Annotated in this window: 20 protein-coding genes; 7 read left to right on the top strand and 13 right to left on the bottom strand. The window is 40.4% G+C overall.

Going from position 1 to position 24,845, the window contains the following annotated elements:
- The first annotated feature begins 13 nt into the window (after positions 1–13).
- Both yejK and C9J40_RS04115 read left to right on the top strand, forming a co-directional pair.
- Positions 14–1,027 carry a nucleoid-associated protein YejK gene (gene yejK / locus C9J40_RS04110; protein WP_107206129.1) on the top strand — a complete coding sequence of 338 codons (1,014 nt, stop codon included), beginning with the start codon at positions 14–16 and terminating at the stop codon, positions 1,025–1,027.
- A 326-nt stretch (positions 1,028–1,353) separates the two neighbouring features.
- Positions 1,354–3,354, top strand: coding sequence for a methyl-accepting chemotaxis protein (locus C9J40_RS04115; protein ID WP_107245867.1), 2,001 nt, complete (start codon positions 1,354–1,356; stop codon positions 3,352–3,354).
- Between the two features lie 51 nt (positions 3,355–3,405).
- Here C9J40_RS04115 and C9J40_RS04120 read toward each other — a convergent pair whose 3' ends face one another.
- Complete coding sequence (locus tag C9J40_RS04120; protein ID WP_107245868.1) at positions 3,406–4,017, bottom strand: HAD family hydrolase; 612 nt, start codon at positions 4,015–4,017, stop codon at positions 3,406–3,408.
- Between the two features lie 275 nt (positions 4,018–4,292).
- Between C9J40_RS04120 and C9J40_RS04125 the strand changes: the two genes are divergently transcribed.
- Positions 4,293–4,688: a nitrous oxide-stimulated promoter family protein gene (locus C9J40_RS04125; protein WP_233217614.1), complete on the top strand. Its 396-nt coding sequence runs from the start codon at positions 4,293–4,295 to the stop codon at positions 4,686–4,688.
- A 113-nt stretch (positions 4,689–4,801) separates the two neighbouring features.
- On the opposite strand, the gene C9J40_RS04130 is transcribed toward C9J40_RS04125, so the two are convergent.
- The 3 genes from C9J40_RS04130 to nhaC all read right to left on the bottom strand — a co-directional run bounded on the left by C9J40_RS04130 (position 4,802) and on the right by nhaC (position 7,909).
- Positions 4,802–5,923, bottom strand: coding sequence for a M20 family metallopeptidase (locus C9J40_RS04130; RefSeq protein WP_107245870.1), 1,122 nt, complete (start codon positions 5,921–5,923; stop codon positions 4,802–4,804).
- Positions 5,924–6,051: 128 nt separating this feature from the next.
- Complete coding sequence (locus C9J40_RS04135) at positions 6,052–6,303, bottom strand: hypothetical protein (protein ID WP_107245871.1); 252 nt, start codon at positions 6,301–6,303, stop codon at positions 6,052–6,054.
- 154 nt (positions 6,304–6,457) lie between these two features.
- On the bottom strand, positions 6,458–7,909 hold the full coding sequence (nhaC, locus tag C9J40_RS04140; RefSeq protein WP_107206133.1) for a Na+/H+ antiporter NhaC: 1,452 nt from the start codon (positions 7,907–7,909) through the stop codon (positions 6,458–6,460).
- A gap of 714 nt (positions 7,910–8,623) precedes the next feature.
- On the opposite strand from nhaC, the gene asd reads away from it, so the two are divergent.
- Positions 8,624–9,739 (top strand): aspartate-semialdehyde dehydrogenase, encoded by a 1,116-nt coding sequence (gene asd, locus C9J40_RS04145; RefSeq protein WP_107246053.1) that lies wholly within the window; start codon positions 8,624–8,626, stop codon positions 9,737–9,739.
- 74 nt (positions 9,740–9,813) lie between these two features.
- Here asd and C9J40_RS04150 read toward each other — a convergent pair whose 3' ends face one another.
- From C9J40_RS04150 to sodB, 3 genes are all read right to left on the bottom strand, one after another.
- Entirely contained in the window at positions 9,814–12,906 is a 3,093-nt protein-coding gene (locus C9J40_RS04150; RefSeq protein ID WP_107245873.1) for an efflux RND transporter permease subunit, read from the bottom strand.
- A complete protein-coding gene (locus C9J40_RS04155; protein WP_107206135.1) occupies positions 12,893–14,050 on the bottom strand; it encodes an efflux RND transporter periplasmic adaptor subunit in 1,158 nt (385 codons plus the stop codon). Before C9J40_RS04155 ends, C9J40_RS04150 begins: the two co-directional genes overlap by 14 nt.
- Positions 14,051–14,282: 232 nt before the next feature.
- Positions 14,283–14,867: a superoxide dismutase [Fe] gene (sodB, locus tag C9J40_RS04160; protein ID WP_107206136.1), complete on the bottom strand. Its 585-nt coding sequence runs from the start codon at positions 14,865–14,867 to the stop codon at positions 14,283–14,285.
- Positions 14,868–15,197: 330 nt separating this feature from the next.
- On the opposite strand from sodB, the gene C9J40_RS04170 reads away from it, so the two are divergent.
- Positions 15,198–15,536: a Grx4 family monothiol glutaredoxin gene (locus C9J40_RS04170; protein WP_107206138.1), complete on the top strand. Its 339-nt coding sequence runs from the start codon at positions 15,198–15,200 to the stop codon at positions 15,534–15,536.
- Between the two features lie 109 nt (positions 15,537–15,645).
- Here the strand turns inward: C9J40_RS04170 and C9J40_RS04175 are convergent, their stop codons facing one another.
- The 4 genes from C9J40_RS04175 to rnt form a co-directional block, all read right to left on the bottom strand.
- Entirely contained in the window at positions 15,646–16,968 is a 1,323-nt protein-coding gene (locus tag C9J40_RS04175; protein WP_107245877.1) for a Na+/H+ antiporter family protein, read from the bottom strand.
- Between the two features lie 280 nt (positions 16,969–17,248).
- Entirely contained in the window at positions 17,249–19,645 is a 2,397-nt protein-coding gene (locus C9J40_RS04180) for a VolA/Pla-1 family phospholipase (protein WP_107245878.1), read from the bottom strand.
- A 37-nt stretch (positions 19,646–19,682) separates the two neighbouring features.
- Positions 19,683–20,945, bottom strand: coding sequence for an outer membrane protein transport protein (locus C9J40_RS04185; protein ID WP_107245880.1), 1,263 nt, complete (start codon positions 20,943–20,945; stop codon positions 19,683–19,685).
- A gap of 274 nt (positions 20,946–21,219) precedes the next feature.
- Positions 21,220–21,885 carry a ribonuclease T gene (rnt, locus tag C9J40_RS04190; RefSeq protein WP_107245882.1) on the bottom strand — a complete coding sequence of 222 codons (666 nt, stop codon included), beginning with the start codon at positions 21,883–21,885 and terminating at the stop codon, positions 21,220–21,222.
- 228 nt (positions 21,886–22,113) lie between these two features.
- Here rnt and C9J40_RS04195 point away from each other — a divergent pair, with 228 nt between their 5' ends.
- Entirely contained in the window at positions 22,114–23,007 is an 894-nt protein-coding gene (locus C9J40_RS04195) for an OmpA family protein (RefSeq protein ID WP_107206143.1), read from the top strand.
- 68 nt (positions 23,008–23,075) lie between these two features.
- On the opposite strand, the gene C9J40_RS04200 is transcribed toward C9J40_RS04195, so the two are convergent.
- Together C9J40_RS04200 and C9J40_RS04205 are read right to left on the bottom strand one after the other, a co-directional pair.
- Positions 23,076–23,519: a DUF2753 family protein gene (locus C9J40_RS04200; protein ID WP_107206144.1), complete on the bottom strand. Its 444-nt coding sequence runs from the start codon at positions 23,517–23,519 to the stop codon at positions 23,076–23,078.
- 34 nt (positions 23,520–23,553) lie between these two features.
- Positions 23,554–24,168 carry a superoxide dismutase gene (locus tag C9J40_RS04205; protein WP_107245884.1) on the bottom strand — a complete coding sequence of 205 codons (615 nt, stop codon included), beginning with the start codon at positions 24,166–24,168 and terminating at the stop codon, positions 23,554–23,556.
- Between the two features lie 180 nt (positions 24,169–24,348).
- On the opposite strand from C9J40_RS04205, the gene C9J40_RS04210 reads away from it, so the two are divergent.
- On the top strand, positions 24,349–24,798 hold the full coding sequence (locus tag C9J40_RS04210) for a hypothetical protein (RefSeq protein WP_107245886.1): 450 nt from the start codon (positions 24,349–24,351) through the stop codon (positions 24,796–24,798).
- Positions 24,799–24,845 lie beyond the last annotated feature (47 nt).

Raw genomic sequence — 24,845 nt, forward strand, 5'->3', positions numbered from 1 at the left:
AAACCTTTTCATTATGAGCCTAACACTTTCTAATGTCATTCTTCATCAATTGACAAAAAACGACCAAGATGAACTAGAAATACATCTAAGAAATCAGACTCTTGAGAACGATGCATCGACTGAAGATCTCGTGGCTGAACTCCATCGCATTTACAGCAGTAAGGGGGCGAAAGGTTTTGCACTTTTTGCTCAAGACAGTGAGTTTTCTCATTGGCTGAAGCAATTCCGTCAAGGCGAATTAGATTTCTTAACGTTTTCAGATATGGCGGTTAAGCGTTTACAAACAGAATTGGCTAAATATCCTTTTGCTGAAGCGGGTACGGTTGTGATGGCGGAATACCAGTCATTAGCAACAGATTACCTGTTTATTGGTATGTTACCGACCTGTCACAGTATGAAAGTAACGGAGCAATTAAGTATTAGTGCGACTGACTACCTTGATATTGCCAAAATGGATATTGTTGCGCGTATTGATCTGTCTTCATGGGAAACCGATCCTGAATCTAAGCGTTACTTAACGTTCGCGAAAGGGCGTGTGGGGCGAAAAATTGCAGACTTTTTCTTAGACTTTATGCAAGCAGATGTTGGTTTAGATGTGAAAGAGCAAAACCAAGTGCTGATGCAAGCTGTGGAAGATTTCTGTGCTGATTCACGTTTAGATAAAGAAGAAAAACAGCAATACCGTAAGCAGGTTTATGATTACTGTAATAGCCAACTGCAAGCGGGTGATGAAGTCGCGGTAAAAGAACTTGCAGGTGAATTACCGACCTCAGACGACGGTACAAACTTTTATGAATTCACGTCAAAGCAAGGTTATGAGTTAGAAGAAAGCTTTCCTGCCGATCGCACAGCAATGCGTAAACTTACGAAATTTGTTGGCTCTGGCGGTGGTATGACGCTTAATTTCGACAGTATGTTGTTGGGTGAGCGTATTTTCTATGATCCAGAAACAGATACGTTAACCATTAAAGGCACACCGCCGAATTTAAAAGATCAGCTATTACGTCGTTTAAACTCGGATAATTAATCTTTATAAGCGATATCGGCCATACCATTCTCTTTTTCGTTGAAAGTATGGCCGATGTTGAACATGTTACTCTGTTCTCTATTTACTTATCGTAATACTCAAAAACACGTCTTAATTTCTTCTCACGTTTGATTATTTTCTTTAGCCTCAGCATGGCATTGAAGCGTCAAAATTATGGCGCTTTGTTTTTATATAACTCGTTCTATAAAAAAGCAATTTGCAGTAGATCTCTAAATTCGGATAAATGTTAATTATTTTTATTGTTTCATTTAACAATTTGTAAAATTTAGCTATATTTTATTAATATTTTTATCAGGAGTTTATGGATGAAACTTACGATATCAAGGAAGTTACAACTGAGCTTTGCCTTATTGGCATTGCTTTTTATTGTTTCTTCGGTATTTACCTATCGCAATATATCGACGGTTGAACAATATGCATCTTCTTTGCTGACTTCTGATATACCGACCGTCGATACGAGCCGAGGTATACAGCAATCGGTACAAGCATCGCTATCTTCTATCCGTGCTTATATGTTATTGGGAGGTGATGATCAGCATAGCCAACAATTGAATAAGGATGTTCACAAGACGATTGCTTCTATTGATGAGTCTTTGCCAACGCTTCAAACGTTGATTTCAGCACAAAAGTTCAACACCATTCAAGAACAATGGCAATCTGTTAAAAAATCATTGAATCAATTGCTTGTTTTAAGCCATAGCCGTGAAAATTTACCCGCCCATAACCTTTTCATTAATGAAGCGGCACCTATTGCTGAGGTCGCATTAGATCAGATCCAAAGTTTGATTAATGAAGAGTCCAGTAACCCGTTTGGCGGTGAGAGAAAAAGACTCTTTAAGGTTTATGCTGACAGTTATGTATCACTAGCAAATGCATTGGCTTCACTTCGCGATTTTTTGTTATACGGACAACAAGAGTACTTAGATAAGTATCGAGATCTCATTGAGTCACATAAAAAATCAGTGGCTGAAATTGATAAAAAGTTAGATCGATTAACGGAAGAGCATGCATCCTTATGGGCGCTTTTTAAAGAGATGCAGCAACTTTACTTTCCTTTAGCGGAGAATGTAATAGCACTTCGCCTTTCACCAGAATGGAATAAATCAAATCAACTCATGGCAAATGAGCTGTTACCTTCAGCCGTAGCCCTTGAGCTGAGTTTAGAAACGGTAGTGCAAGCACAGCAACAACGTGCAGATCAAAGCGGGCAAGGAATTAATCAATCAATTCAAAATGTACTAACGACTATGTGTATTGCCATTGTATTAATTGTTAGTTCGGCAATTGCTATCTCAAAGTATATGGGAAATACCATTGGTCGCCGTATTTCATTACTGTCTGAGAGAGCAAAGACGATTGCTTTTGGTGATGTATCTCAACCTCCTCTTAAAGTCGTTGGGAATGATGAGTTGGCCGTTTTAACTGAGTCAATAAATAGAATGAATGCTTCACTGTCAGAAATTGTTTCTGGTGTTACTGATAAAGCTCAACAAGTTGATGTAAGCATGGAAGAGTTGCTGACTTCTGCACATGTCACATCATCGAATGTGGTGCACCAACAAGCGAGCATTGAGCAGATGGGAAACCAACTAGAAGAAATCGCTTCTGCCACAGACAATACGTTAGAACAGGTTACGTTATCGGTACAAAAGTTGTCAGATTCCAAAGGAGAAATTGAGTTAGGGCGTGATGCACTTGAGCAAAATAAAATTACAATGGAAACCTTGCACAACAATATTGCTACGGCGAGCACTCAGGTAACGCGATTAAGTAAAGAAAGTGAAGCGATTGGCCGGGTGACGGAAGTGATTGAAGGCTTAGCTGAGCAGACGAATTTACTCGCACTTAATGCCGCTATTGAAGCTGCAAGAGCTGGAGATCAAGGCAGAGGTTTTGCTGTGGTAGCAGACGAAGTTCGAATGTTAGCAACCAGAACAACCCAATCGACGACAGAGATTAACGATATCATTAATGCGATTCGACACTCTACAAACGCTGTGGTTGAAGAAATTGATAGTAGCCAATCTCTTGCCGATCAAGGCGCGGAACATATTGAAAAAGCAGTGTCACGGTTACTTTCGACCACAAAAAAAATTAGCCAATTAAATGGTCAAATGGAAGAGCTTGCCGCAGCCGCAGAGCAGCAATCACATGCAACAAATTCAATTACCGTACTCATGGCAGATATTACTGATTCTGTAATTCAGGTATCCAATCATAGTCAAAGTGCAGCAGAAACGTCTTCTAAGGTAAAAGAACAAGTTACTGAACTTAATCATCAAATGGCAACATTTGTCACCCACTAAGTCGCTGATGATGATAACTGATTTAACAAGACTATCTTTATGATGGTCTTGTTAGTTCTTCTTTACTGATTGAAATTGAACAAGTAAATCGCTTAGCTCATTTAAAGCTAATGACGCTGCATCACTAAACGCTAACGCCTTACCATGATGGACCAAGCAAGACGGCATCCTAGCGTTATAAGCTGCTTGCAAGTCATAAAAATAATCACCAACGTAAAGTATTTCATTACTCATCAGTCCCCAATCCTTTGCTAATGATTCTAAAGAGGCTGGATTGGGTTTCGGTGGAAAACATTCGCGGGTAATTACACGTTCAACACTGATTTGATTCTGAATGAGTTTTCTGTGGGTTGCAGCCAAGCAGTTTCTGGTAATGATTGCTGTTTTAATCTTATTTGTTTGCAAATATATCAGTAGTTCATGGCAGCCAATCATGGGAAAAGAGCTTTCTGCATCAGTAAGCTCATGTTCAAAAACAATATTATTGGCATGCATCTTTTGATCAGCGTTAAGCGTTTCAATATAACTTAATAAATCGATATCTTGAGGACAGCCTAGTTGTTTGCGTAACTGAGAAAAGTTTATGTTTGAAGTAACCAAGGTGTTATCTAAATCAAAAATAACAGCTTTGATTGTTTTTAAATCGAGAGAAAATGGAATCATAGAATCCTCAACAATATTGATTAGCAACAAAGGTGATAAATGATTAAGAGGTATTACTTTAAGCTATGTACTTTTCCGTCAACAGACATAAAAATTGGAGTATAACTCCAGTTTAAGTATTTATGAAAATGCGTAGAAGGTCATTTTCACATTCAGTTCTTTTTTTGAACAATGTATTAAAGTATGTCTTTTAATCAATTTTTTGGCTCGTATTTCGATATTTGCTTATAAATTTACGATTTCTTGAAAAAATTGATCTTTATCATTGGATCTTTATGGCCCCAGTGGATAATAACGCCACTATGATAGTTCAAAACAATCATTCAGTTCGATCGCAACGTGAACTGAACGCAGTGAAAGCGATGATTCGCCTATATTGTAAAACGTTGCACCGTGGGGCAATTATTTGTCCTGAATGTGAAAGTCTTATCGAGTATGTTGAGGAGCGCGTAACAGGTTGTCGACTAGGTGATGATAAGCCAAGTTGTTCGCATTGTATTGGGCATTGCTACCAATCTGCCAAACGATTACAAATGATCCATGTGTTACGTTGGACATTTCCACGTTACTTATGGCGTCATCCAATTAGGGCTATACAATTTAAATTAGACAATTTACATAGTGCCCAGATATCAGCAGGAAAGGCCGAGATATTCACAAAAACGGGCTAAATCAGGAGTGGTTTAGCAAAGAAAACTTGAACGGGTTGTGTTGTTCTCTACGGGTGGAGTTAGCTACATCCAAAGAGAACAAAAGGCTGCATTGATGCAGCCTTTTGTTGTTTTTACGCTGCTAACTTTTCTAAAATACGTTGTAATAAACGGATACGCGGCTCAATCGAAGTGAGATCTAGCCATTCATCAGCACTGTGGAAACCTGCACCAATAGGACCTAGACCATCTAATGTTGGAACACCTAACACTGCAGTTAGGTTTGCATCAGATCCACCACCGACGGCTTGCCATGTAATATCAATACCCAAGTCTTTACCGATCGCTTCAACTTGTGCCATTAATCGCTCTGTTTGTGGGCTTGGCACCATCGATGGTTTATGCGCTTCACGCTCAACAATAACTGTGATGTTCGGAGTAAAAGGAGTATCACACAGTGCACGAATTTTCTGATCTGCGGCTGCATACTCATCGTTGTCCCAGAAACGTACATCAACAATCGCTTCAGCAAAATCAGCCACAATATTGGCACCAGCTCCCCCTTTAACTACACCCACATTAAAAGTAGTACCAGAAACGAAATTGGTTAGCTCATTGATCGCAATGATCCAGTGTGCCATCTCACTGATTGCACTACGGCCATTTTCAGGTTCATTTCCTGCATGTGCTGCTTTACCATGGAAGCTTAAGCGATAGCGTGCCATACCTTTACGGGCTTTAACTAAAGAGCCGTCAGCGCGAGCCGCCTCAGCGACGAAAACATGCTTTGCATTAACGGCGACACTTTTAAGCCATGCTTCAGAATGTAATGAGCCAATTTCTTCATCTGGGTTCATGCATACACAGATAGAAAGTTTATCTAAGATCTGCTGATCTAAACCACGTAGTGCGTAAACAATATTTAATAACCCTGATTTCATATCAGAAACCCCGGGGCCATAAGCTTTTGTTTCATCGGTTGTCATTGGGCGAGCAGCTGCTGTACCAACAGGAAATACGGTATCCATATGGCCGATCAGCATGGCATCAATATGGCCGGCTTCAGGTTTGTTACGAATTTCTAGGCCAGTTCCTGCAATACCACAATCGACACGTTTAATGTGCCATCCCAGATCTTGGTATTTTGTTGCCATGGTCTCAGCAATAGCATTAATACCGTCAACGGTTAGCGTACCGCAGTCAATATTGATTAAAGGACGAAGTTCTTCTAAGTAAGCATCAAGAGAAAAAGACATATAAAGCTCCAAATAAGGGCTGTGTAATGATCAAAAGGTGAAGAATAAAAGCAAATATGCAGCGCTATTATGAAAAGTTCATGCTATGAAAAGGCTTGCCGTGAAAGGGCCCACGGCAAGTTAAATATTCACACTAAGATATTCATCACAAACATAGCAGCGAAGGCATTTAGCACCGAAATTGCAATCATAACTGGGATATAACGACCTTCAGTACCAATAGGCCCCATGATACGTCCCATGTATTGAACTTGTGAACCCATGAGGTAGATAGCAGGCGCCATAATGACAAGATCTAAATCCGTTACGTCACGATGCGCTATTAAGGAAAAGGTATGAGTATGTACCTGTTTATGCACGGTTTTAGTGAATAAAGACAATGACTACACGCAGCGGGAGGAACTCGAGGTTATTATTGATTTTTTTGTAACGGAAGGAAGGGTTGAACGACGAAATGAGTAATAGGTATAGAAACAAATAAGCCCCATTATATTGGCTAATATAATGGGGCTTATTCTTTATGCTTAATAAATATTATGAAGTTAACTGTTTAACAGCAAGTGCTTCTTCTTCATCATCTTGTGCTAATTGGGCTTCTGATGCTGGTGGACAGCGATCCACAAACCACCCCATGAATGAACAGACAATGGTTACGATAATACAAACGAAACTTAACCACATAAATGGTGCGTATGAGAACGTAGCAACACCTAAAATGCTTGCCATATAAATACCGTTATCACTCCACGGCACCATACCTGAGGTCAACGTACCACCAAACTCAGCGTTACGAGAAAGGTTCTTACGTTGGTAGCCTAGACGGTCGTAATTTTTTGCACAAATTTTAGGTGTAAGGATCAGCGAAACATACATCGCAGAACCAAATACGTTACCTAGAAAAGCAGTAGCAATAGTGGAAACGGATAGGCTACCTGCGGAATTTACGCGTTTTTCAAAAAGACGGGCAATAGTTTGCAGTACACCGACCTTATCTAATAGACCACCAAAACCAAGACCGAAGATGATCACGGCGACTGAGCCAAGCATTGACGACATACCACCACGGTTTAGGATCGCATCAATAAACTCAACACCAGAGCTAATAGAAAATGGTGCCCATGCAGTATTAAAGGCAACTAAAGGATCCATACCTTGGATCATCACTGCCCAAATAATACCCAATAGAGAACCTAGTGTAATAACAGGGAATGATGGTAAGCGTAAAGCCAGTAACACCAAGACAATAGCCACAGGAATAAAAGACAATGGTGAGATAACAAATTGCTTATCCATTGCTTGAATCACTGAATCAACTTGCGTCATATCTACATTGCCTGAGTAGTGGTAACCCACAACAGTAAATAGAATGGCCGTGATCACGTAACTGATCAGTGAGATAGGCAGCATACCTTTGATATGTTCCATGATTTCAACGTTAGACATAGAAGATGCCAAGATCACAGAATCTGATAGTGGTGACATTTTATCGCCGAAGTAACAGCCAGAAAGAACAGCACCAGCAGTCATAGGAGCGGGAATACCTAAACCTTGGCCAATCCCCATCATAGCGATACCTGCCGTACCTGCTGCACCCCAAGAAGTACCGGTTGCTAACGCTGTTAATGAACAAATGATCATTGTTGCTAACAAGAAAATGGATGGGTGGATGGCTTTTAGACCGTAGTAAATAATGGTTGGAACAATACCACCTGCAATCCAAGTACCCACAAGCGCACCAACCGCAAGCAGAATTAATACGGCACCGAGACCATTAGCAATACCTTTTGTGGCGGCTTTTTCTAATGATTTGTAATCATGGCCTAGTTTTATACCTAACCCAATGATAATGAACCAGCCGATGTAGAGTGCTAGTTGAATAGGTAAATTTAACTTAGCGGTAAATGAGAATGCTAGTGCAAGGAAAATACCGAGAGCAACAAGAACTTGCATCAACGAGGGTAGTTTCACGACAGTCTGTTTTTCCATACTTCTAACCTTGTTTATCGTACCTGTAAATGAGCTGCTAGCCCAAAGTCAGTAATGAATATTTCTATACTGGTTAATAAATCACATGCATCACAGCTTGTAACAAACTTCGGCTACTGTAGCAGCTAGCCTTAAAACCGCGATAAATAATGTTTCTATATGTGACCTGAGTCTTTTGCTTTAAAAGATGAGCAAAAGTGCTGCTTTTTTTGTGTTTATTTTGTTAAATAATGGTTTTTATTTTGTGTTTGTATATTGGTTTTATTATTCTGGTTATTTATTTCAAAACATAAAGATAATGTTTAAATTAGTTTAAAAAACCAAAATACATTCAGTTTATAAATAATATATCCAATAAAGTTAGGTTAGAGAGATTATCAGGATAGCTGGGGGTTTTCAAAGATATGTATTTAATTGAATTATATGGTCTTGAATGTTTAATTTCATATTTAGAGTTAAAAACATACATTAAGTACTAGTTTTTAAGCCTTTTTGCTGTTTTATTCTTCTTTGCTGTTGCATTTTTGAACTTATAAAAATAACTAATACCAGTAATAAGAAATTCAAATATCGATAAATTAACAAAGATTGTTACTCTTTTTTGCGATAGTATTTTGAAGTGGATATTAAAATTATGCTTGTTTTTAAGCCTTTAAATCTCTATAGATGGAAACAGCAGCCGTTAAATTACGACAGGGAGTGTAGTAGCAAATGATGAAAGTAGGTTTAGTTGGTTGGCGTGGTATGGTCGGTTCTGTACTGATGCAACGTATGGTCGAAGAGGGTGATTTTAAACTAATTGACCCTGTATTCTATTCAACCTCTCAGATTGGTATTCCAGCGCCTAATTTAGGTAAAGATGCAGGCATGCTGCAAGATGCCTTTGATTTAGAAAGCTTAAAAAAACTTGATGCCATTATTACCTGTCAAGGTGGTGGCTACACTGAAAAAGTGTACCCAGCGTTACGTCAAGCAGGCTGGAAAGGTTACTGGATTGATGCGGCATCAACATTACGTATGAAGCCAGAATCAATTATTACACTTGATCCTGTTAACTTTGATCAAATTCAGCAAGGTATTCACAATGGTACCAATACGTATGTTGGTGGTAACTGTACAGTTAGCTTAATGCTGATGGCTGTCGGTGGCCTATATAAGGCAGGACTTGTTGAGTGGATGACGTCACAAACATATCAAGCAGCTTCTGGTGCGGGTGCTAAGAACATGCGTGAGTTGATCAGCCAAATGGGTGTGATTAACGATTCAGTGACAAGCGAGCTCGCGAATCCATCAACATCGATTCTTGATATTGACCGTAAAGTGGCAGATACCTTACGTTCAAGCGATTTCCCATCACAAGAGTTTGGTGTGCCATTAGCCGGTTCTTTGATCCCTTGGATCGATGTGAAGCGTGAAAATGGTCAAAGCAAAGAAGAATGGAAAGCGTCTGTTGAAACGAACAAAATTCTTGGTTTAGAGGATTCTCCAATCCCAATTGATGGTACTTGTGTACGTATTGGTGCGATGCGCTGTCACAGCCAAGCACTAACATTAAAGCTGAAGAAAAATGTACCGCTAGATGAAATCGAAGAAATGATTGCATCACATAATGATTGGGTAAAAGTTATCCCGAATGATCGTGATGTAACAGTGCAAGAGTTAAGCCCTGCTAAAGTAACGGGTACACTATCGGTACCGGTTGGTCGTCTTCGTAAACTTGCGATGGGTGATGATTACCTGAACGCCTTTACTGTTGGTGATCAGCTACTATGGGGTGCTGCTGAGCCACTTCGTCGTACACTGCGTATTATCCTTTCTGAAAAAGCATAATATTCGTTAGTTGAAAATAAAAAAACGCCTGCAGTGATGCAGGCGTTTTTACTTATAGCAACGTTGATTTAGTGTTATTTTCGTTGACGGAAACCACGGCCACTTAAGATGGTTTTTAGTACGTCTTTTTCTCTTAATCTACTCATCCCGACATAAGCAACTGGAACAAGAAATAGTGAGAAAAATGTGCCGGCGGTTAATCCTCCCACTAAGACCAAACCAATATTTACGCGACCTAATGAGCCAGGACCTGATGCAAATGCCAGGGGTAGAGCACCTAAAATCATGGTTAATGATGTCATTAAAATTGGACGTAAACGTGAGCGAGCACTATGGATTGCCGCCTCAATGGCAGTTTTACCATGCTTACGTTGCTCATTGGCAAATTCAACCAGCAAGATCCCATGTTTAGTGACCAATCCGACTAAGGTTAATAAGCCTATTTGTGAGTAAATATTGAGGCTTTGACCAAAGACCCAGAGGGTCAAAACAGCGCCTACAATACACAAAGGAACGGTAAGAAGGATGATCAGTGGATCAACGAAACTTTCAAATTGCGCAGCTAAGATCAGATAGATGAAAATGAGCGCCATTAAGAATAACGTTTGTGTACCATCTTGTGAGTCCATTAATTCTTTAACCACACCGTCGTAGGCATAGCTCTGTGAGTCATCAAGTAGCTCAGGTACATTTTCATCAATGTAATTACGGACATCACTCGCAGTATAACCTGGCATTAATGTCGCTGTGATCTCAGCACTATTTTGTCCCATATAAGTTTTAAAACTGGACTCAGATGTTACTGCTTTAATTGAAACGAATTCAGACAAAGGGATATTTTGTCCCGATTCTGACGCTACATAAAGCTTATCGATAATATCAAAGTTACCCAGATCTTTACGGTTTACTTGAACGCGAATAGGGTAGGTATAGCCGTCATCAGCCTGTAAGTTTGCCGCTTTCAATGAGCCAAGGAAGGTCGATAGTGCATTGGTTACGTCAGTATAAGCCACGCCTGACAAGATGATTGCGTTACGGTCAATGCGTAAGTCATATCGCAGTTGATCTCGAAGTAATGAGCTTTTAACACGAGTTAAGCCTTTATACTCACTTAACTTTTTAACGATACGGTTAGCCGTATCATTGAGCTTTGTATTATCTCGATTAACGGTTTTAAGCTGCAGTTTCAAATTGGTTGCTGCATTTAGACCATCAGCAGAGCGCACACTAAATGACATACTGTATGCAGACAGAGTACTTGCTGCTTTTTCAGTTAACTCAGCTACGATCTCATCTGCCGGTTTAGTACGTTTGCCCCAAGGTTCGAGTAAAATATGATTGGATGGTGTTGCTTCGATATAAGATAAATTCGCAGCAATATCTTTGTTATCTTCCATAACCGTATTTAGCTCAGAGTTATGCTTAATATGATAACGACGACCGACACCGGTCGGTGCTTCTGAACTACCATCAATAAAGCCAGTATCTTCTATTGGCAACAATACTTGTGGCATCGACCATACCGCAACACCCGAAAGTGCGATAAGTGCCAGTGCAATACCCCCCATCAATGCTTTACGATCAAACCATTTAGATAATTGTTTCGTGTAACCTAGTGATAGTTTGTGAATCTGCTTATCAATTGCAGCAAACCATTTAGGTTGTTGTGCTACCGGTTTAATTAAATACGCACACATCATCGGTGACAGTGTTAATGCAACCATACCTGAGATGATCACTGATGCTGCAAGAGTAAAAGCAAATTGGCGGAACAGATCAGCTGTCATACCTGACATTAAACCAATAGGCAGGTAAACCGCTGCAAGGGTCATTGTCATTGCTATTACTGGGAAGATAATTTCATTACTGCCCTTAATGGCGGCATTAAGCGGTGTTTCACCTTCTTCTATATAGCGATAACAATTTTCAACCACCACGATAGCATCATCAACCACAAGGCCGATCGCAAGAATAATGGCTAAAATAGTCAGCACGTTAATGCTGAAACCAAGAAATGACATTACTGCAAAAACACCAATAATACATACAGGGATAGTGATAATTGGGATTGATGCAATACGCAGTGAACCAAGGAAAAGTACCACAATTACGGATACTAAAACGATAGCTTCAAAGAGGGTATGGAAGCCTTGGTCGATAGATTCTTGAATGAAATCGGCTTGGTTATAGACCATCTTCATTTCTAAGCCATCTGGCAAGTGTTGCTGCATCTTGGTGATTTCAGCTTTTACACGAGCAGCTACATCAACCGGGTTCTCACTTTTCAGTGGTAGCACCTGCAGTGACATTGCAGTTTCACCATTCACTTTAAGTTTGCTTGGTGTCAGGCTATTTTCACCCATTTTGACATCAGCCACATCTTTGATGCGAATGATGTTGCCATCATCGACGCGGATAACGAGATCTTGTACATCTTTAACACTGGTTACTTGAGTCACTGGGTTAATTTGGAAATTACGCGCTTCACCAACGATCTGACCAACTGTGAATGATGAACTGTATGCACTGAGTGTTATTACAATATCAGCGGGCTTAACATTGAGTGCCATCATACGGTTTGGGTTCAGCCAAACACGGACAGCTTTTGCTGCACCACCATACGGTCCATATACCCCACCAACACCTTGAATATGTCTAAACTGTGGTTTGATTTGCTGGCCAATGAAGTCGTACATCTCTTGCGAACTCATCTTCCCTTTATTGATAAAGGTAATAATGTTACTAGCTGAGCCCTTATCACCGGAATCATCGGTAACCGTCGGTTTATCAACCATACTTGGTGGAAAATCAACGATAGCTTCAATGCTACTACGTAACTTATTCATTAAGTTCGCATATTCAACATCAGTAATACCATCGCTAAATTTTACATTTAATGTACATTTACCTTGGGTACAGTCAGTCGTCATAATATCGACGCTTTCTAACCCTGTTGCGGCATTAATTAAATGTGTTGCGACATTTCGTGACATGAAGTCTGCGCTAGCGCCATCAATACTGGCGGTAACCGTTGCTTTAGGCGTGTTGTGATCAGGGAAATATTGAATTGCAAGTTTTTGGAAAGAAAACAAACCAATAAGAATAATTGCAATACTTAACACTGAAGCAAAAACAGGATGTTTAATACAGACTTCAGGTAGTCTCATTGCTCTGCTCCTTCACTGATTTAGTTTTTTCCTGTCCTGCTTTTGCTGGATCGGTTGTTTTCTTTTTTTGCTCTTGTGCAGGTGCATCAGCTGTTGATGCTTGAGTCTTGATGATATTTACTAAAGTTTCATCATCGATTTTTTGATGGCCAGTGACAACAACAATGTCATCTACCTTTAAGCCTTTTTCAACAATTACATAGCCATTATTAAGGTTGTTACCTAAAGTTAGGTAACGCTTAGTAGCAACATTATTTTTATCAACGACCCATACGTAACGATCTTCATTATGAGCAAGAATCGCGTTTTGTGGCGCGACAATTCGATTAGTTCGACCATTAACCATTTGGCTCACTTGAGCAAACATACCGGGTGCTAGAATATGATCTGGGTTTTCGATACGAGCATGAATAGCCACACGCCCCGTGTTTTTATTAACGGCTGGTGCGACGTAATCAACAATACCGTTAAATATCATATCCTTGTATGCTTCAACAGTCACAGTGATGGGCTGGCCTTTTACTGCTTTACCAAGATCGTTTTGGCTAATGGTGTAGGAGACTTCAACAGGGTTGAGGTTATAAATACTTACCAGAGGTGTTGTTGCATCAATCATACTTCCTGCTGATTTAGTGAAGTTGGTCAGTTCACCATCAAAAGGAGCGGTAATGGCATAATCTTTCAAAATGGCTTGTTGCTGGCGGTAATCGGCCGCTGCAAGGTTCGCGGCATCTTGAAGCTCTTCAAAATCTTGCTTAGATAATGCGCCAGGTTGTTTTCTATTTAACTCAGCAACACGTTTTACTTTGTTTCTTGCTGTAGTTAAAGAACTTGCCGCTTTATCTAAATCAGCTTTTGCTTTACTACTATCTAGTTTTGCGATTAGTTGACCTTTTTTAACCACATCACCATCTTTAAAGTTTATGGCAACAAGTTTACCGGGAGTACTGAATGTGAGTTCAGCAAAATCAATCGCATTGATTTTACCTACTTCATTTAATGTAGCGACAAACTCTTTGGTAGAGATAGGCTCGACAGTAACAGGAACTGCTTGTTGTTTCTCGTCATCTTTTGCGTGAGCAAAGTTCGATATTGTTAAAGCCATAAGGGTAAATAGGAGTGGGGATAACTTTTTGTAGTGCACGTCGTATAACTCTCTTATTTCAGGATAAGGGTGTCAATCTTAGTTAATTTATATTAAATAGCCATATGAATTGTCAGTAAATGGTTAGCTTATTATTGCATCTTGGTGCATATCTATTTGGATGTCGGTTATATTTCTAATTTAGCTGATAGGAATTCAGATACAAAAAAGCCGTAAATAGATGCTTCTATTTACGGCTTTAATTTTGGGTTTGCGCTTATTTTATGAGCAATTATGCTGCTAGGTTTTTAGCAACGAAATCCCAGTTTACTAGTGACCAGAAACCATCCATGTAGCTTGGACGTAGGTTGCGGTAGTCGATGTAGTAAGCGTGTTCCCATAGATCAACAGTTAGTAGCGGTGTTACGCCTTCTTCTGTGATTGGGCAACCAGCGTTAGAAGTGTTAACGATAGCTAGAGAGCCGTCAGCGTTCTTCACTAACCAAGTCCAAGAAGAACCGAAGTTGTTGATTGCTGAATCTGTGAATTTAGCTTTGAACTCAGCGAAAGAACCGAATGCTTTTTCGATTGCTGCTGCTACTTCACCTGTCGGTTCGCCGCCAGCGTTAGGCGCTAAACAGTTCCAGTAGAACGTGTGGTTCCAAACTTGAGCCGCATTGTTAAATACACCGCCAGTTGAAGTTTTAATGATGTCTTCAAGTGACTTTTCAGCAAGCTCTGTACCTTCAACAAGGCCGTTAAGCTTAACAACGTAAGTGTTGTGGTGCTTACCGTAGTGGTACTCTAGAGTTTCTTGAGAAATGTGTGGCTCAAGAGCGTTCATTGCGAAAGGTAGAGCTGGTAATTCAAATGCCATTGCTCAATTCTCCATATTGGTTTGGTGGCGTTTGCCACGACATTATTGCTTCCAGTAAGCATCGAGGCTTACTTAATTTATTTTTTGAATCTGACCGTTTTATTTTAGCAAGTTTTTTCTTTATTAAAAGACTTGGCTATAAAAAAAATACCCTATACCTCGTTAGAGGAATCGTCAATAACCTTTTAATTATAAAGGTTAAATGATGCTCTGATTAAAGATTGGATTAAAAGCCGTCGGTTAGGTGCGGGAAAGTATTTTTATTGGTGACGATAACCAAGTAGAATGGTAGGGTTTAAGTAATTACTATTAAAGTTGTACGAGGAAGCTATGGAAACTATCGACAAGATCAAGCAGCAGATCGCTGAAAACCCAATTCTACTTTACATGAAAGGTTCACCTAAGCTACCAAGCTGTGGTTTCTCATCTCAAGCGTCTCAAGCGCTAATGGGCTGTGGCGAAAAGTTTGCATACGTTGATATTCTGCAAAATCCAGATATCCGTGCAGAACTTCCAATTTACGCACAGTGGCCAACATTCCCACAATTATGGATTGAAGGTGAGTTGATCGGTGGTTGTGACATCATTCTTGAGATGTTCCAAAAAGGTGAGCTTCAGCCACTAATTAAAGAAGCAGCAGCACGTCGCGACGCAGCTTCAGCAGAGTAATTCTTCTGTAACGTCAATTGTTTTAAGGTGATATGACTTTGAAGTCTTTCACTTTTAGGCAATAAAAAAACCGCCAAATTCGGCGGTTTTTTTGTCGCTAAGGAAAGGCTTATAGCACCATAGATGCTAACCAACCAAACCCAATTAATGGCAAGTTATAGTGGATGAATGTTGGTACAACCGAATCCCAAATATGATCGTGCTGACCATCCGCATTCAAACCTGATGTTGGACCTAAGGTTGAATCTGATGCTGGAGAGCCCGCATCACCTAATGCCGCTGCAGTACCTACTATCGCAATGGTTGCCATTGGTGAGAAACCAAAAGATAGACAAAGCGGTACGTAAATTGTGGCTAGAATTGGAATGGTGGAGAACGAAGAACCGATCCCCATGGTGACTAATAAGCCCACAACCAGCATTAGCAGTGAAGCAAGAGGTTTGTTATTACCAATCACAGCTTCAAGAGAATTCACTAAGGTTTCAACCCCGCCAGTTGCTTTCATGACGGCTGCAAACCCTGCTGCTGCAATCATAATAAAGCCGATCATCGCCATCATATGAACACCTTTGGTAAACACATCATGGGTTTCTTTCCACTTAATGACGCCCGTGAAAGTAAACACCATAAAGCCAACAAGGCCACCGATGATCATCGAGCCACTGTATAATTGTGCGCCCAGTGCAGCAAAAATAGCGGCAACTGCGACATAGACATGACGCATGTCGATTTCTTTTTTCTCGGGCTCACTGGCAAGAATTTTCTCAACAGAATATTCGCGAGGTTTACGGTAGCTGACAAAGGTTGCAAGAAGTAAACCAAATAGCATGCCACATGCAGGTAGGATCATTGCGACAGGTACTTGACTTGCTACGACATCTAAACCGTTATCGTGTAGGTTTTTTAATAAGATGTTATTTAAGAAAATACCGCCGAAGCCAACTGGCAGCACCATGTATGGCGTAACTAGACCAAATGTCAGTACACAAGCAATTAGACGACGATCTAGCTTCAGTTTGGCAAAGACATGCAGTAGTGGCGGAATAACAATTGGGATGAAAGCAATATGAACCGGAATAACGTTCTGAGAAGAAATGGCAAGTAAGACTAGAATGATAAGAACGCTGTATTTGACGCCTGTTGCAGCCGCGGCGTTATCATGCCCACTGATTTTCTTGATCACTTTTTGTGCTAAGATATCAGTAATACCAGAGCGTGAGATTGCAACGGCAAACGTACCGAGCATGGCATAACTTAGCGCTGTGGTTGCACCGCCACCAAGACCACCTTCAAAGGCTGATACCGCATCAGTGAGAGACATTCCACCAATAAGGCCGCCAACAATGGCACTAAAGGTTAGCGCGACCACCACATTCACTCGCATTAATGCGAGTATCAGCATGATACATACCGCTATAACTACAGGGTTCATAAAGCTTTGATCCATCCGTTTTATTGGGTAATTGTGAACTACACGAGTTTGACTGTTTCAAAGTGAGCACATAATCACAGAAATAGAGGGGTGAAATAACACCGTTTTTATCAGTTTGCTTAATTTTTTGCACATGTCGAGGACAAAATGTGTTTTGCTGCACATTTTATTGAGGTTGTATGATTTTAAATCACTTAAAAGGAGGTTCTAGAATGGATTATCAGGCAATAAAAAGGCTAGCAGAATGCTAGCCTTTGGTGATTTTTGGTAGGTGTATAAGTTAAGGTTGTGAACTTAAAACAGACGTATCTGTGATAGTTAATGTTTTGCCATCACCATTAATAAATGAATGCATTTCTGATTGCATTTCAGTTGTTACAGCAGTATCCGATGATTGATCGAGTAATGATGAATGACTTCCTGCGTTAAATAACACCGCATTCTTCACTAGTGTGCCATTAATCGATGCGGTTGTTGGTGCCAATTGCATCGTTTTTAGCAGAGGCGTAGTGCCTGTAAACGGTGAATAAGGAACAGGAATTTCTGTGCCCGTTACTGTTGTGCCAGGTGGTGTGAGATTAGGGATCGTTTGATCATTTTGTACTTGGGTTAGGTAAACAGAAGCCGTGCTTGGCACTAATAACGAATGGTTAATAGGATCGACACTATCCAGCACTGTTTGTGCGGCATAAGCAAACTGTGTAAATGAGTCATAAATTGTGCTTAGCGTTGCTAATGAGGTTTCACTACCATCACTAATTAATCCCGCTTCATAACCTTGATAACAAAGTGGTATCGGCGCATCACCACATTGGTTTTTAAAGTCAGCATTAGCACTGGCTAAAATATTCCCTTTGATGAGATTGCCAAAACTTCCTGAATTTAAGAGTAAGTAAGGGATCTCAGCGCCAGGATTTGCAAGGGCAAATTGATCAATCGCGAAGAGCTGATCAGCGGCGTCGTTGCCAGTTGGACGATTGGTCACATTTGCCACATTAATCCCAGTCATTGCGCCTAATGAATGACCAACAAAATTAACACTAGCTGTCGGTTTTAATCTTGCTAATGGGCCAAGTGCTGCAAATTGCTCAGGTGTAAGTGATGAAAATTGACTAAATAATCGGGTTATTGATGCTTTTAGATTGATCACATCAATCGTACTTTGACGTAAATTATCACGGGCAACCGTTAGTGCACCAAGGTTTAAATAAATAGATGGATTGTCCGCTGCGGTCACGCCACCGATATCTCGATCACCATGCAATGGAAGGTTAATCGCAAAGATCGCACGGCATTGATCACCTATGATAGTGTCAGCAAGTGCTGATTGAGTTAGGGTATCTTTACTACTTGTTACTCCATGTTGGTAAATGGTAACGCTGTTTGAAGGACAGTTTGTACTATCTGACGGTAATACTAAAGTGTACTCGATTGAGGCAATCGAGCGCAGTTTAGGCACTGGGCTGTAACGGGTGATCAGTCTTGCTTCATCTAACTGTTTACCATCTGGCAGTATGATTTCTGAGCCGAGTAGTGCTGCTAATACACGTTGCTGTGCCGCAGGATCGGTGGCGACATTTGCAAAGTCGGTTGGATCGATGTTGAGCTCTGTAATTTTGGTTTGAACGGCAAGTTTTTCAGCATCTGTACCATTGGTTAGAATATATTGAATTCTTGCAATGCTAGGCAGGCCACTTTGCCAAGGTGTAGTTAAGAATTTATTTGGATCGTTGCTTAAGAAGTAAGGTAAGTGAATCGTACCTGTGAATACTTCCCCTTTACCTAATGGTGTCGGAGTACCAGGAGTGGTAGGTGGATCAATATTAAATAAAGAGGCATCTAAAACCGTTGTATCAAGACTGCTGTCGATTGCTGTGCCTTTCCAAATATCAGACGGTTTACTATTTATCGCTAATGCTGTTGCGGATTTAGCGGCAAAAAGCACATCACCAACAGAGGCTGTAGTAAACCACGATGAGAAAATAATGTTGTCTTTATCAACCCCTACTTGTGCAAAAGCAGCTTCGGTTGCTTGGGTCACTGCTTGAGCGGGAAGTAAGGCTGGAGATGGCGGTGTTGCCGTTGATTTTAATGTGGCGTAAGAGCCGCTGGTACCAACTGGGTTGTTTTGATCATCTTCCAGTGAGTTTGTTACTGCAAACATATAATTGCTCGCAGGATTTAAGGGCTTAAGTAAGACTGCTGTCAATGTATCACCAGAGGCTTGAACAATATAATCTTGCCCTTCAACCAGCTTTATAGGGGCTGTACTATCTGAGGTGTCAGTAGGATCGCCTGATTTTATCAGATAGAAACTTCCAGCCGCACTGTCTGGGTTTAATGGATTACCTGTAAAGTTTACCAAAATCGGTTGACTGGTACTCCAACCATCGGTTGCACCCATAGCAACGACAGGATTAGAGATATCTGTTGGATCTGTTGCGGTACTCTCAATACTTAATGTGCCGTCTTCTTGATCCATCGCTAAATAGGTCGGCGTGACAATAACTGGCGAGCTTGGATTTGAGATAATATCAAAGTTGACTTTTGTTTCTGCATTTAGGCTGTCAGCAGTATCGGGATCAATCGTAGGGGCGCCCGTTGTTTTGCTGTCGCCACCACATCCTGTTAGTCCCAAGCTAGCAGCTATAATGATCGATAAAAAATGCTTGTTCATAGTATTCCTTACTTTCAATTCTTAGTTCAGTCTTGGGTTAAAAAGTGTAATTAGCTTGCGCGGCACCGATGAAAGCATCGCTGGTTGCGGTGAAGCTATCACCTGCTTCAGTAAATGTGCCGTCTTTGCCGTAGACATAACTAACGCCTAGATCAAAACTCAATTGGTCGCTGTATTTATAGCTTGCTCCTGCTGAGTACCAGAAGCGGTCAGTATCTGGAATACTCAATGTTGCTTTACCGCCTTGCTCATCGTAAGCAAAGCCGGCACGTAACGTGATTTGTGGATTAAGATTGTATGTACTACCAATAGCCCAGCGGAATGCATCGTCATATTTTTCTTCTTTCAATAAACAGACACCGGGTAGTTGTCCCCCAAAGTTACATTCACTGCTGGTCGCTTTTAGCTCAGTGAATTTACTCCATTGGGTCCAAAATATACTGTAGTGCAAAGCGAATTGGTTATTGAGTTGGTGAAAGCCTGAAAACTCAGCGGTAGCAGGGAGGGGGGCTGCAAGTTTTGCGTCGATGGTTGAACCACGGCGATTGGCACCGAGAACTTGTCCTGAGTAATCAGTAAAGTCACCGTCAAAATCAAGGTCAACTTGTGAACGGTAAGCTAAGCCAAAACGGTTATTCTCATCAATTTCAAATAGCGTGCCTATATTCCAGCCAAATGCCCATGTCTCTCCTTCCATATTAATGGTTTTGTCGCTGGGTTTTATTGCAGGATAAAACGGTAGTGCATTCTTACCGTAATGGCGGTAAAGCTCAGCATGTGCATAAACAGCACTAACACCAACACCGATACTCCATTGGTCATTGAGTTTATAGGCAACACTTGGGTTTAAGTTTATGGTGAGCAGTGAGGTTTTACCTGCGGATGTGCCGTCATAAAAATCATCAGGGTAATCGGTTGTAACCCCGTAATTAGAGAATAAAGACATCCCCCAAGACAAACGATCATTCAGTGGTTGAACAAAGTAAGTTGAAGGTACAAATGCCAGAGGTGCGACATCTTCGGCTGTTTGTTCACCTACTGGGGCATCATGTGCAGTGACATCAATATTAGGTAAAACAAGACTTCCTTGTGCAGAAATAGCCATTTTATCGAACTTTGTCATGCTTGCAGGGTTACGTGCAAGAACACCAGGGTTATCAGCAATAGCAGCTTCACCTGCAAATGCACGCCCTAAACCCGTTGCAGATTGTTCTGAAACTTGGAAACCAGCCGAGTAAGCCTGCGATGAAAATAATGCAGTGGTTACGGCAATGGTGAGATAACGTTTTTTTACGGACATTATACTGCCTCTCTATATGTTGTTATTTAGCTTCTTATTCGTCCCTGAAAGGAAAAACAAAGATTAAGTACAAGAGTGAGTATAAGACCGGATTTCATTTATGTTAACTAAATGTTACGTGAAAATTAATGCTAATTTCATGTATTTAACATATTTTTAAATTGAGCGTTTAAAACGTTTAATTTAAAAATCTATAAATAAAAAAAGCATAAAAAAAAAGCTCATAAAAATATGAGCTTAGAGAAGAATGTTGCGGTTTAGATGGGCGATAGATTTAGTTGCTATCCATGTCTTCTGTTTGAGGTGCCATTAAAGGCCAGCCACCTAACTTTTTCCATTTGTTAACTATTTCACAAAATAGCTCAGCGGTACGTTCTGTATCATACAGCGCAGAATGTGCTTCACGATTGTCAAATGGGATATTTGCTGTTTGACATGCTTTCGCTAATACCGTTTGACCAAATGCAAGCCCACTTAATGCGGCGGTATCAAACGTTGCAAACGGGTGGAAAGGATTACGCTTTAATTTTGCACGCTCAGATGCCGCCATAACAAAGCTGTGATCAAACGTTGCATTGTGCGCAACCATAATGGCGCGAGAACAATCAGAGGCTTTTTGTTCTTTACGGATCTGCTTATAGATTTCTTTTAAAGCGTGCTCTTCAGATACTGCACCACGTAATGGACTAAAAGGATCACGGATCCCATTAAAATCCAACGCTTCTTTATGTAAAATCGCGCCTTCAAAAGGAGATACATGGAAGTGGATGGTTGTTGCTGGCTTTAGCCACCCATCTTCATCCATTTGTAATGTAACGGCGCAGATTTCAAGTAATGCATCTGTTTTAGCGTTAAATCCCGCGGTTTCTACATCAATGACGACGGGAAAGTAGCCGCGAAAGCGACTTTTTAATGTATTGAATTCGTTATCTTGGCTCATAACACTGCTGTCAAAATAAAGGAATGGGCTATTATGTCAGATCCATCCCTTGATACCAATTTGATCTGATGTATAAACAAAAATGGTCTGTCTCTTTTTTCTTAATGTGAAACGGGTTCTGAATTGTTAAAGCAATGGATGTTATGGTCGATATAAAGAAAGGTTTAATTAGTATCAATTAAAAGTCAGCCTTTATATTTCGAGACGTTAGATTAAGACATTTGGATAATGACATTTCTTATTTTTAAAATATGGCCTAGGTCATTGTATATATTGATTTTATTGTTTTCATTGCCAAGTTTGGCGGGGAAGCAATATATCGCATCGCCTAATCAGTCACAGTGGAATGTTATTGTTGATACGCCGCTAGAGTGTCGCTTGTCACATCATATACCGGGTTACGGTGACGGTGAGTTCGTAGCACGTTCCAGCAAAAAACAATCTGTTGCCTTTGAATTAAAAATGTATCGTCCGATGGGAGAAACACGAAACGTCCGTCTAACTTCTATGCCTGCTCGTTGGATGCCTGGTGATTCAGCCAATACCATGACACGACTTAAATTTTTTAAGCAGTTTGATGGCTATATTCAAGGGAAAACGGTGTGGAATATGCTTGCTGAATTAGAAGATGGGCGAAATCCTACATTTATGTATCAAGATTGGCAGCGACAAAATCGCCCATTAGAGGTTGGATTATCTGCCGTTTCGTTTCAAAAAGGTTATCAATCATTTAGCCAATGTCTGAGTAAGCTATTACCTTATGGATTTGAAGATATCGCATTTTCTGTCCTCCACTATAGTGAAAATAGCGACACATTAAATAAAATATCACAACAACGTCTGGCTCAAATTGCCGACTTTGTTCGCTATTCTGACGATATTGATTTGGTTTTAGTTGCCGCGTTTAATGATTCGATTGCCGGTACTACGGAAAGCCAAGAGATGTCAGAGCGACGAGCTGACAAACTGCGTCAGTATTTTCAATCGTTAGGGTTACCTGCCGAGCGTGTTCAAGTAGAAGCGTACGGAAAGCGGCGTCCTATTGCTGATAACTCAACCCCTATCGGACGAAACTTAAATCGTCGAGTTGTGATTTCATTAGGACAAAGTCCGATTTATTAATCAGTAATGGAAAACTGGATGGGATGGGGCTCGTTATTATTGAATGATGTAACGAGCCTTATTTTTTATTAATGCAGTTTAAAGGAAGCGATGAGCTCACAACTTGAATAGTTGTTAATGGCTTTAACTTGATTCGCAATAGCAGGGTTAGGATGTCGTTTTAAAAAGCTAATCAATGCAGATTGGCAACACCCCAAAGAATTTATATAGCTGTGGCATTGCGTTTGTTTACACTGTGGGATCAATGCAATAACTTGTTCAGAGGCAAGTTGTAAATACTTTAACTCGTAGTCTGGATCGCCATGTTGTCGCCAAAAATTAGCCATGTTATGGCAAGAAACGACTTTCATCGTTAAGAGATCCGTTAGTTGCTCGGTGTCAGTTGAATCTGCCGTGATTTCCTGAGCAATAGATAGCGCGAGTTGATAATGAACAATAGACATCAAAGGGTTATTGTTAGTCTTAGCATCATCAGCCATTAAGGTGTGTCTTTCCCACTCTGAAATATCCATGTCATTATCCTTTGTAAGTGGTAGTGTTTTGCGGTTAGAAAGCCTGTAACGCGCTAAGGTAGTTCATCTCAACTTGTTCCCAATCGACTAAGTGCCACCATGCGTCAATGTAATCAGGACGGACGTTTTGGTAACTCAAGTAGTAAGCATGTTCCCATACATCAAGCGCAAGAATTGGAGTCCCTTGTACTGTTACTGTATCCATTAACGGGTTGTCTTGGTTCGGCGTTGCTGAGATCTCGAGTCGTCCATCCACGACAGAGAGCCAAATAAATCCGGCACCAAAATGATTGGCAGCTAATGTTGAAAATGTCTCTTTAAACTTAGCAAAACTTTCAAAATGGGCATTAATTGCTTCTGCAAGCAAACCTGATGGATGGCGAACGCCTTCGGGTGACATACATTGCCAATAGAGGTTGTGATTATAGAAACCACCGCCATTATTACGCACTGCTGCAGGGTATTGAGATATATTGCTTAAAATGGTCTCAATGGGCTGGTCAGTAAGATCTGTATTTTCAATTGCAGCGATAAACTTATCAAAATAACCTCTATGGTGTTTGCTATAGTGGATCTCAACAGTTTTTGCATCAAGATAAGGTTCTAGTGCATTAAAGCCATAGGGTAGTTTTGGGAATAGATGTTTCATAAATTATACCTAGTAAAAAACGTCAAATAGATACTAATGATAACTATTATCATTATCAACCGCTGTTTTGTATGGATATTAATGAATTTTTAGCTGTGAAATTATGAATTTGATGATTAGTTAACAAAGAATTTATGGTTTTTGGTTATGATTTACATTGTTTAGATAAGGATTTTCGTTATGAATAAAGTTGTTTTAATAGCTGTTGTTGTATTAGTTGCAGTAGGTGTGGGGATTTTCAGTGTGGGTAAATTGACTGAAAAAGCAGCGAATGAGACGACAAAAAAAGTATTAAAAGAAGTAGTGAGTGCTGATTTAGCACCTGTCGCAAAAGCGATTGGTAAGCTAGAAGCCTGTGAATCTGGTGCAACTGCAGAGTTAGAAGCCTTAGGCCATACCGCAACACCATTAGGTCGGAGTTTGGCTTATATTGCTTTAGCACAAAATAGTTATTTGATGGATGATAAAGATAAAGCGCGCGTGGAACTGCAACAAGCGATTGATGCGAGTACTGATAAACCCTCAGCCGAAGAGCGTAATGAGATGTTTACTAAGTTGGGTGAAGGCGCAAAACAAATGGCAGAAAAGCGTAAAGCATTCGGTTTTAAAGTAAACTGTGAACCACTTTAATTGCTGATGATAGCAGTGAAAAGGAGCGATTAAGCTCCTTTTTTATT

It is taken from the genome of Photobacterium sp. GB-72, from assembly GCF_003026095.1.
GTDB lineage: Bacteria > Pseudomonadota > Gammaproteobacteria > Enterobacterales > Vibrionaceae > Photobacterium.

Bases quoted from the DNA above. Each gene is read 5' to 3' on its own strand.
- yejK (WP_107206129.1), top strand. From the start codon at position 14: ATGAGCCTAACACTTTCTAATGTCATTCTTCATCAATTGACAAAAAAC.
- C9J40_RS04125 (WP_233217614.1), top strand. From the start codon at position 4,293: ATGGCCCCAGTGGATAATAACGCCACTATGATAGTTCAAAACAATCAT.
- C9J40_RS04210 (WP_107245886.1), top strand. From the start codon at position 24,349: ATGAATAAAGTTGTTTTAATAGCTGTTGTTGTATTAGTTGCAGTAGGT.
- C9J40_RS04205 (WP_107245884.1), bottom strand. From the start codon at position 24,168: ATGAAACATCTATTCCCAAAACTACCCTATGGCTTTAATGCACTAGAA.
- C9J40_RS04120 (WP_107245868.1), bottom strand. From the start codon at position 4,017: ATGATTCCATTTTCTCTCGATTTAAAAACAATCAAAGCTGTTATTTTT.
- nhaC (WP_107206133.1), bottom strand. From the start codon at position 7,909: ATGGAAAAACAGACTGTCGTGAAACTACCCTCGTTGATGCAAGTTCTT.
- C9J40_RS04170 (WP_107206138.1), top strand. From the start codon at position 15,198: ATGGAAACTATCGACAAGATCAAGCAGCAGATCGCTGAAAACCCAATT.
- C9J40_RS04130 (WP_107245870.1), bottom strand. From the start codon at position 5,923: ATGTCTTTTTCTCTTGATGCTTACTTAGAAGAACTTCGTCCTTTAATC.
- rnt (WP_107245882.1), bottom strand. From the start codon at position 21,885: ATGAGCCAAGATAACGAATTCAATACATTAAAAAGTCGCTTTCGCGGC.
- sodB (WP_107206136.1), bottom strand. From the start codon at position 14,867: ATGGCATTTGAATTACCAGCTCTACCTTTCGCAATGAACGCTCTTGAG.
- C9J40_RS04195 (WP_107206143.1), top strand. From the start codon at position 22,114: ATGACATTTCTTATTTTTAAAATATGGCCTAGGTCATTGTATATATTG.
- C9J40_RS04200 (WP_107206144.1), bottom strand. From the start codon at position 23,519: ATGGATATTTCAGAGTGGGAAAGACACACCTTAATGGCTGATGATGCT.
- C9J40_RS04180 (WP_107245878.1), bottom strand. From the start codon at position 19,645: ATGAACAAGCATTTTTTATCGATCATTATAGCTGCTAGCTTGGGACTA.
- C9J40_RS04115 (WP_107245867.1), top strand. From the start codon at position 1,354: ATGAAACTTACGATATCAAGGAAGTTACAACTGAGCTTTGCCTTATTG.
- C9J40_RS04185 (WP_107245880.1), bottom strand. From the start codon at position 20,945: ATGTCCGTAAAAAAACGTTATCTCACCATTGCCGTAACCACTGCATTA.
- asd (WP_107246053.1), top strand. From the start codon at position 8,624: ATGAAAGTAGGTTTAGTTGGTTGGCGTGGTATGGTCGGTTCTGTACTG.
- C9J40_RS04175 (WP_107245877.1), bottom strand. From the start codon at position 16,968: ATGAACCCTGTAGTTATAGCGGTATGTATCATGCTGATACTCGCATTA.
- C9J40_RS04150 (WP_107245873.1), bottom strand. From the start codon at position 12,906: ATGAGACTACCTGAAGTCTGTATTAAACATCCTGTTTTTGCTTCAGTG.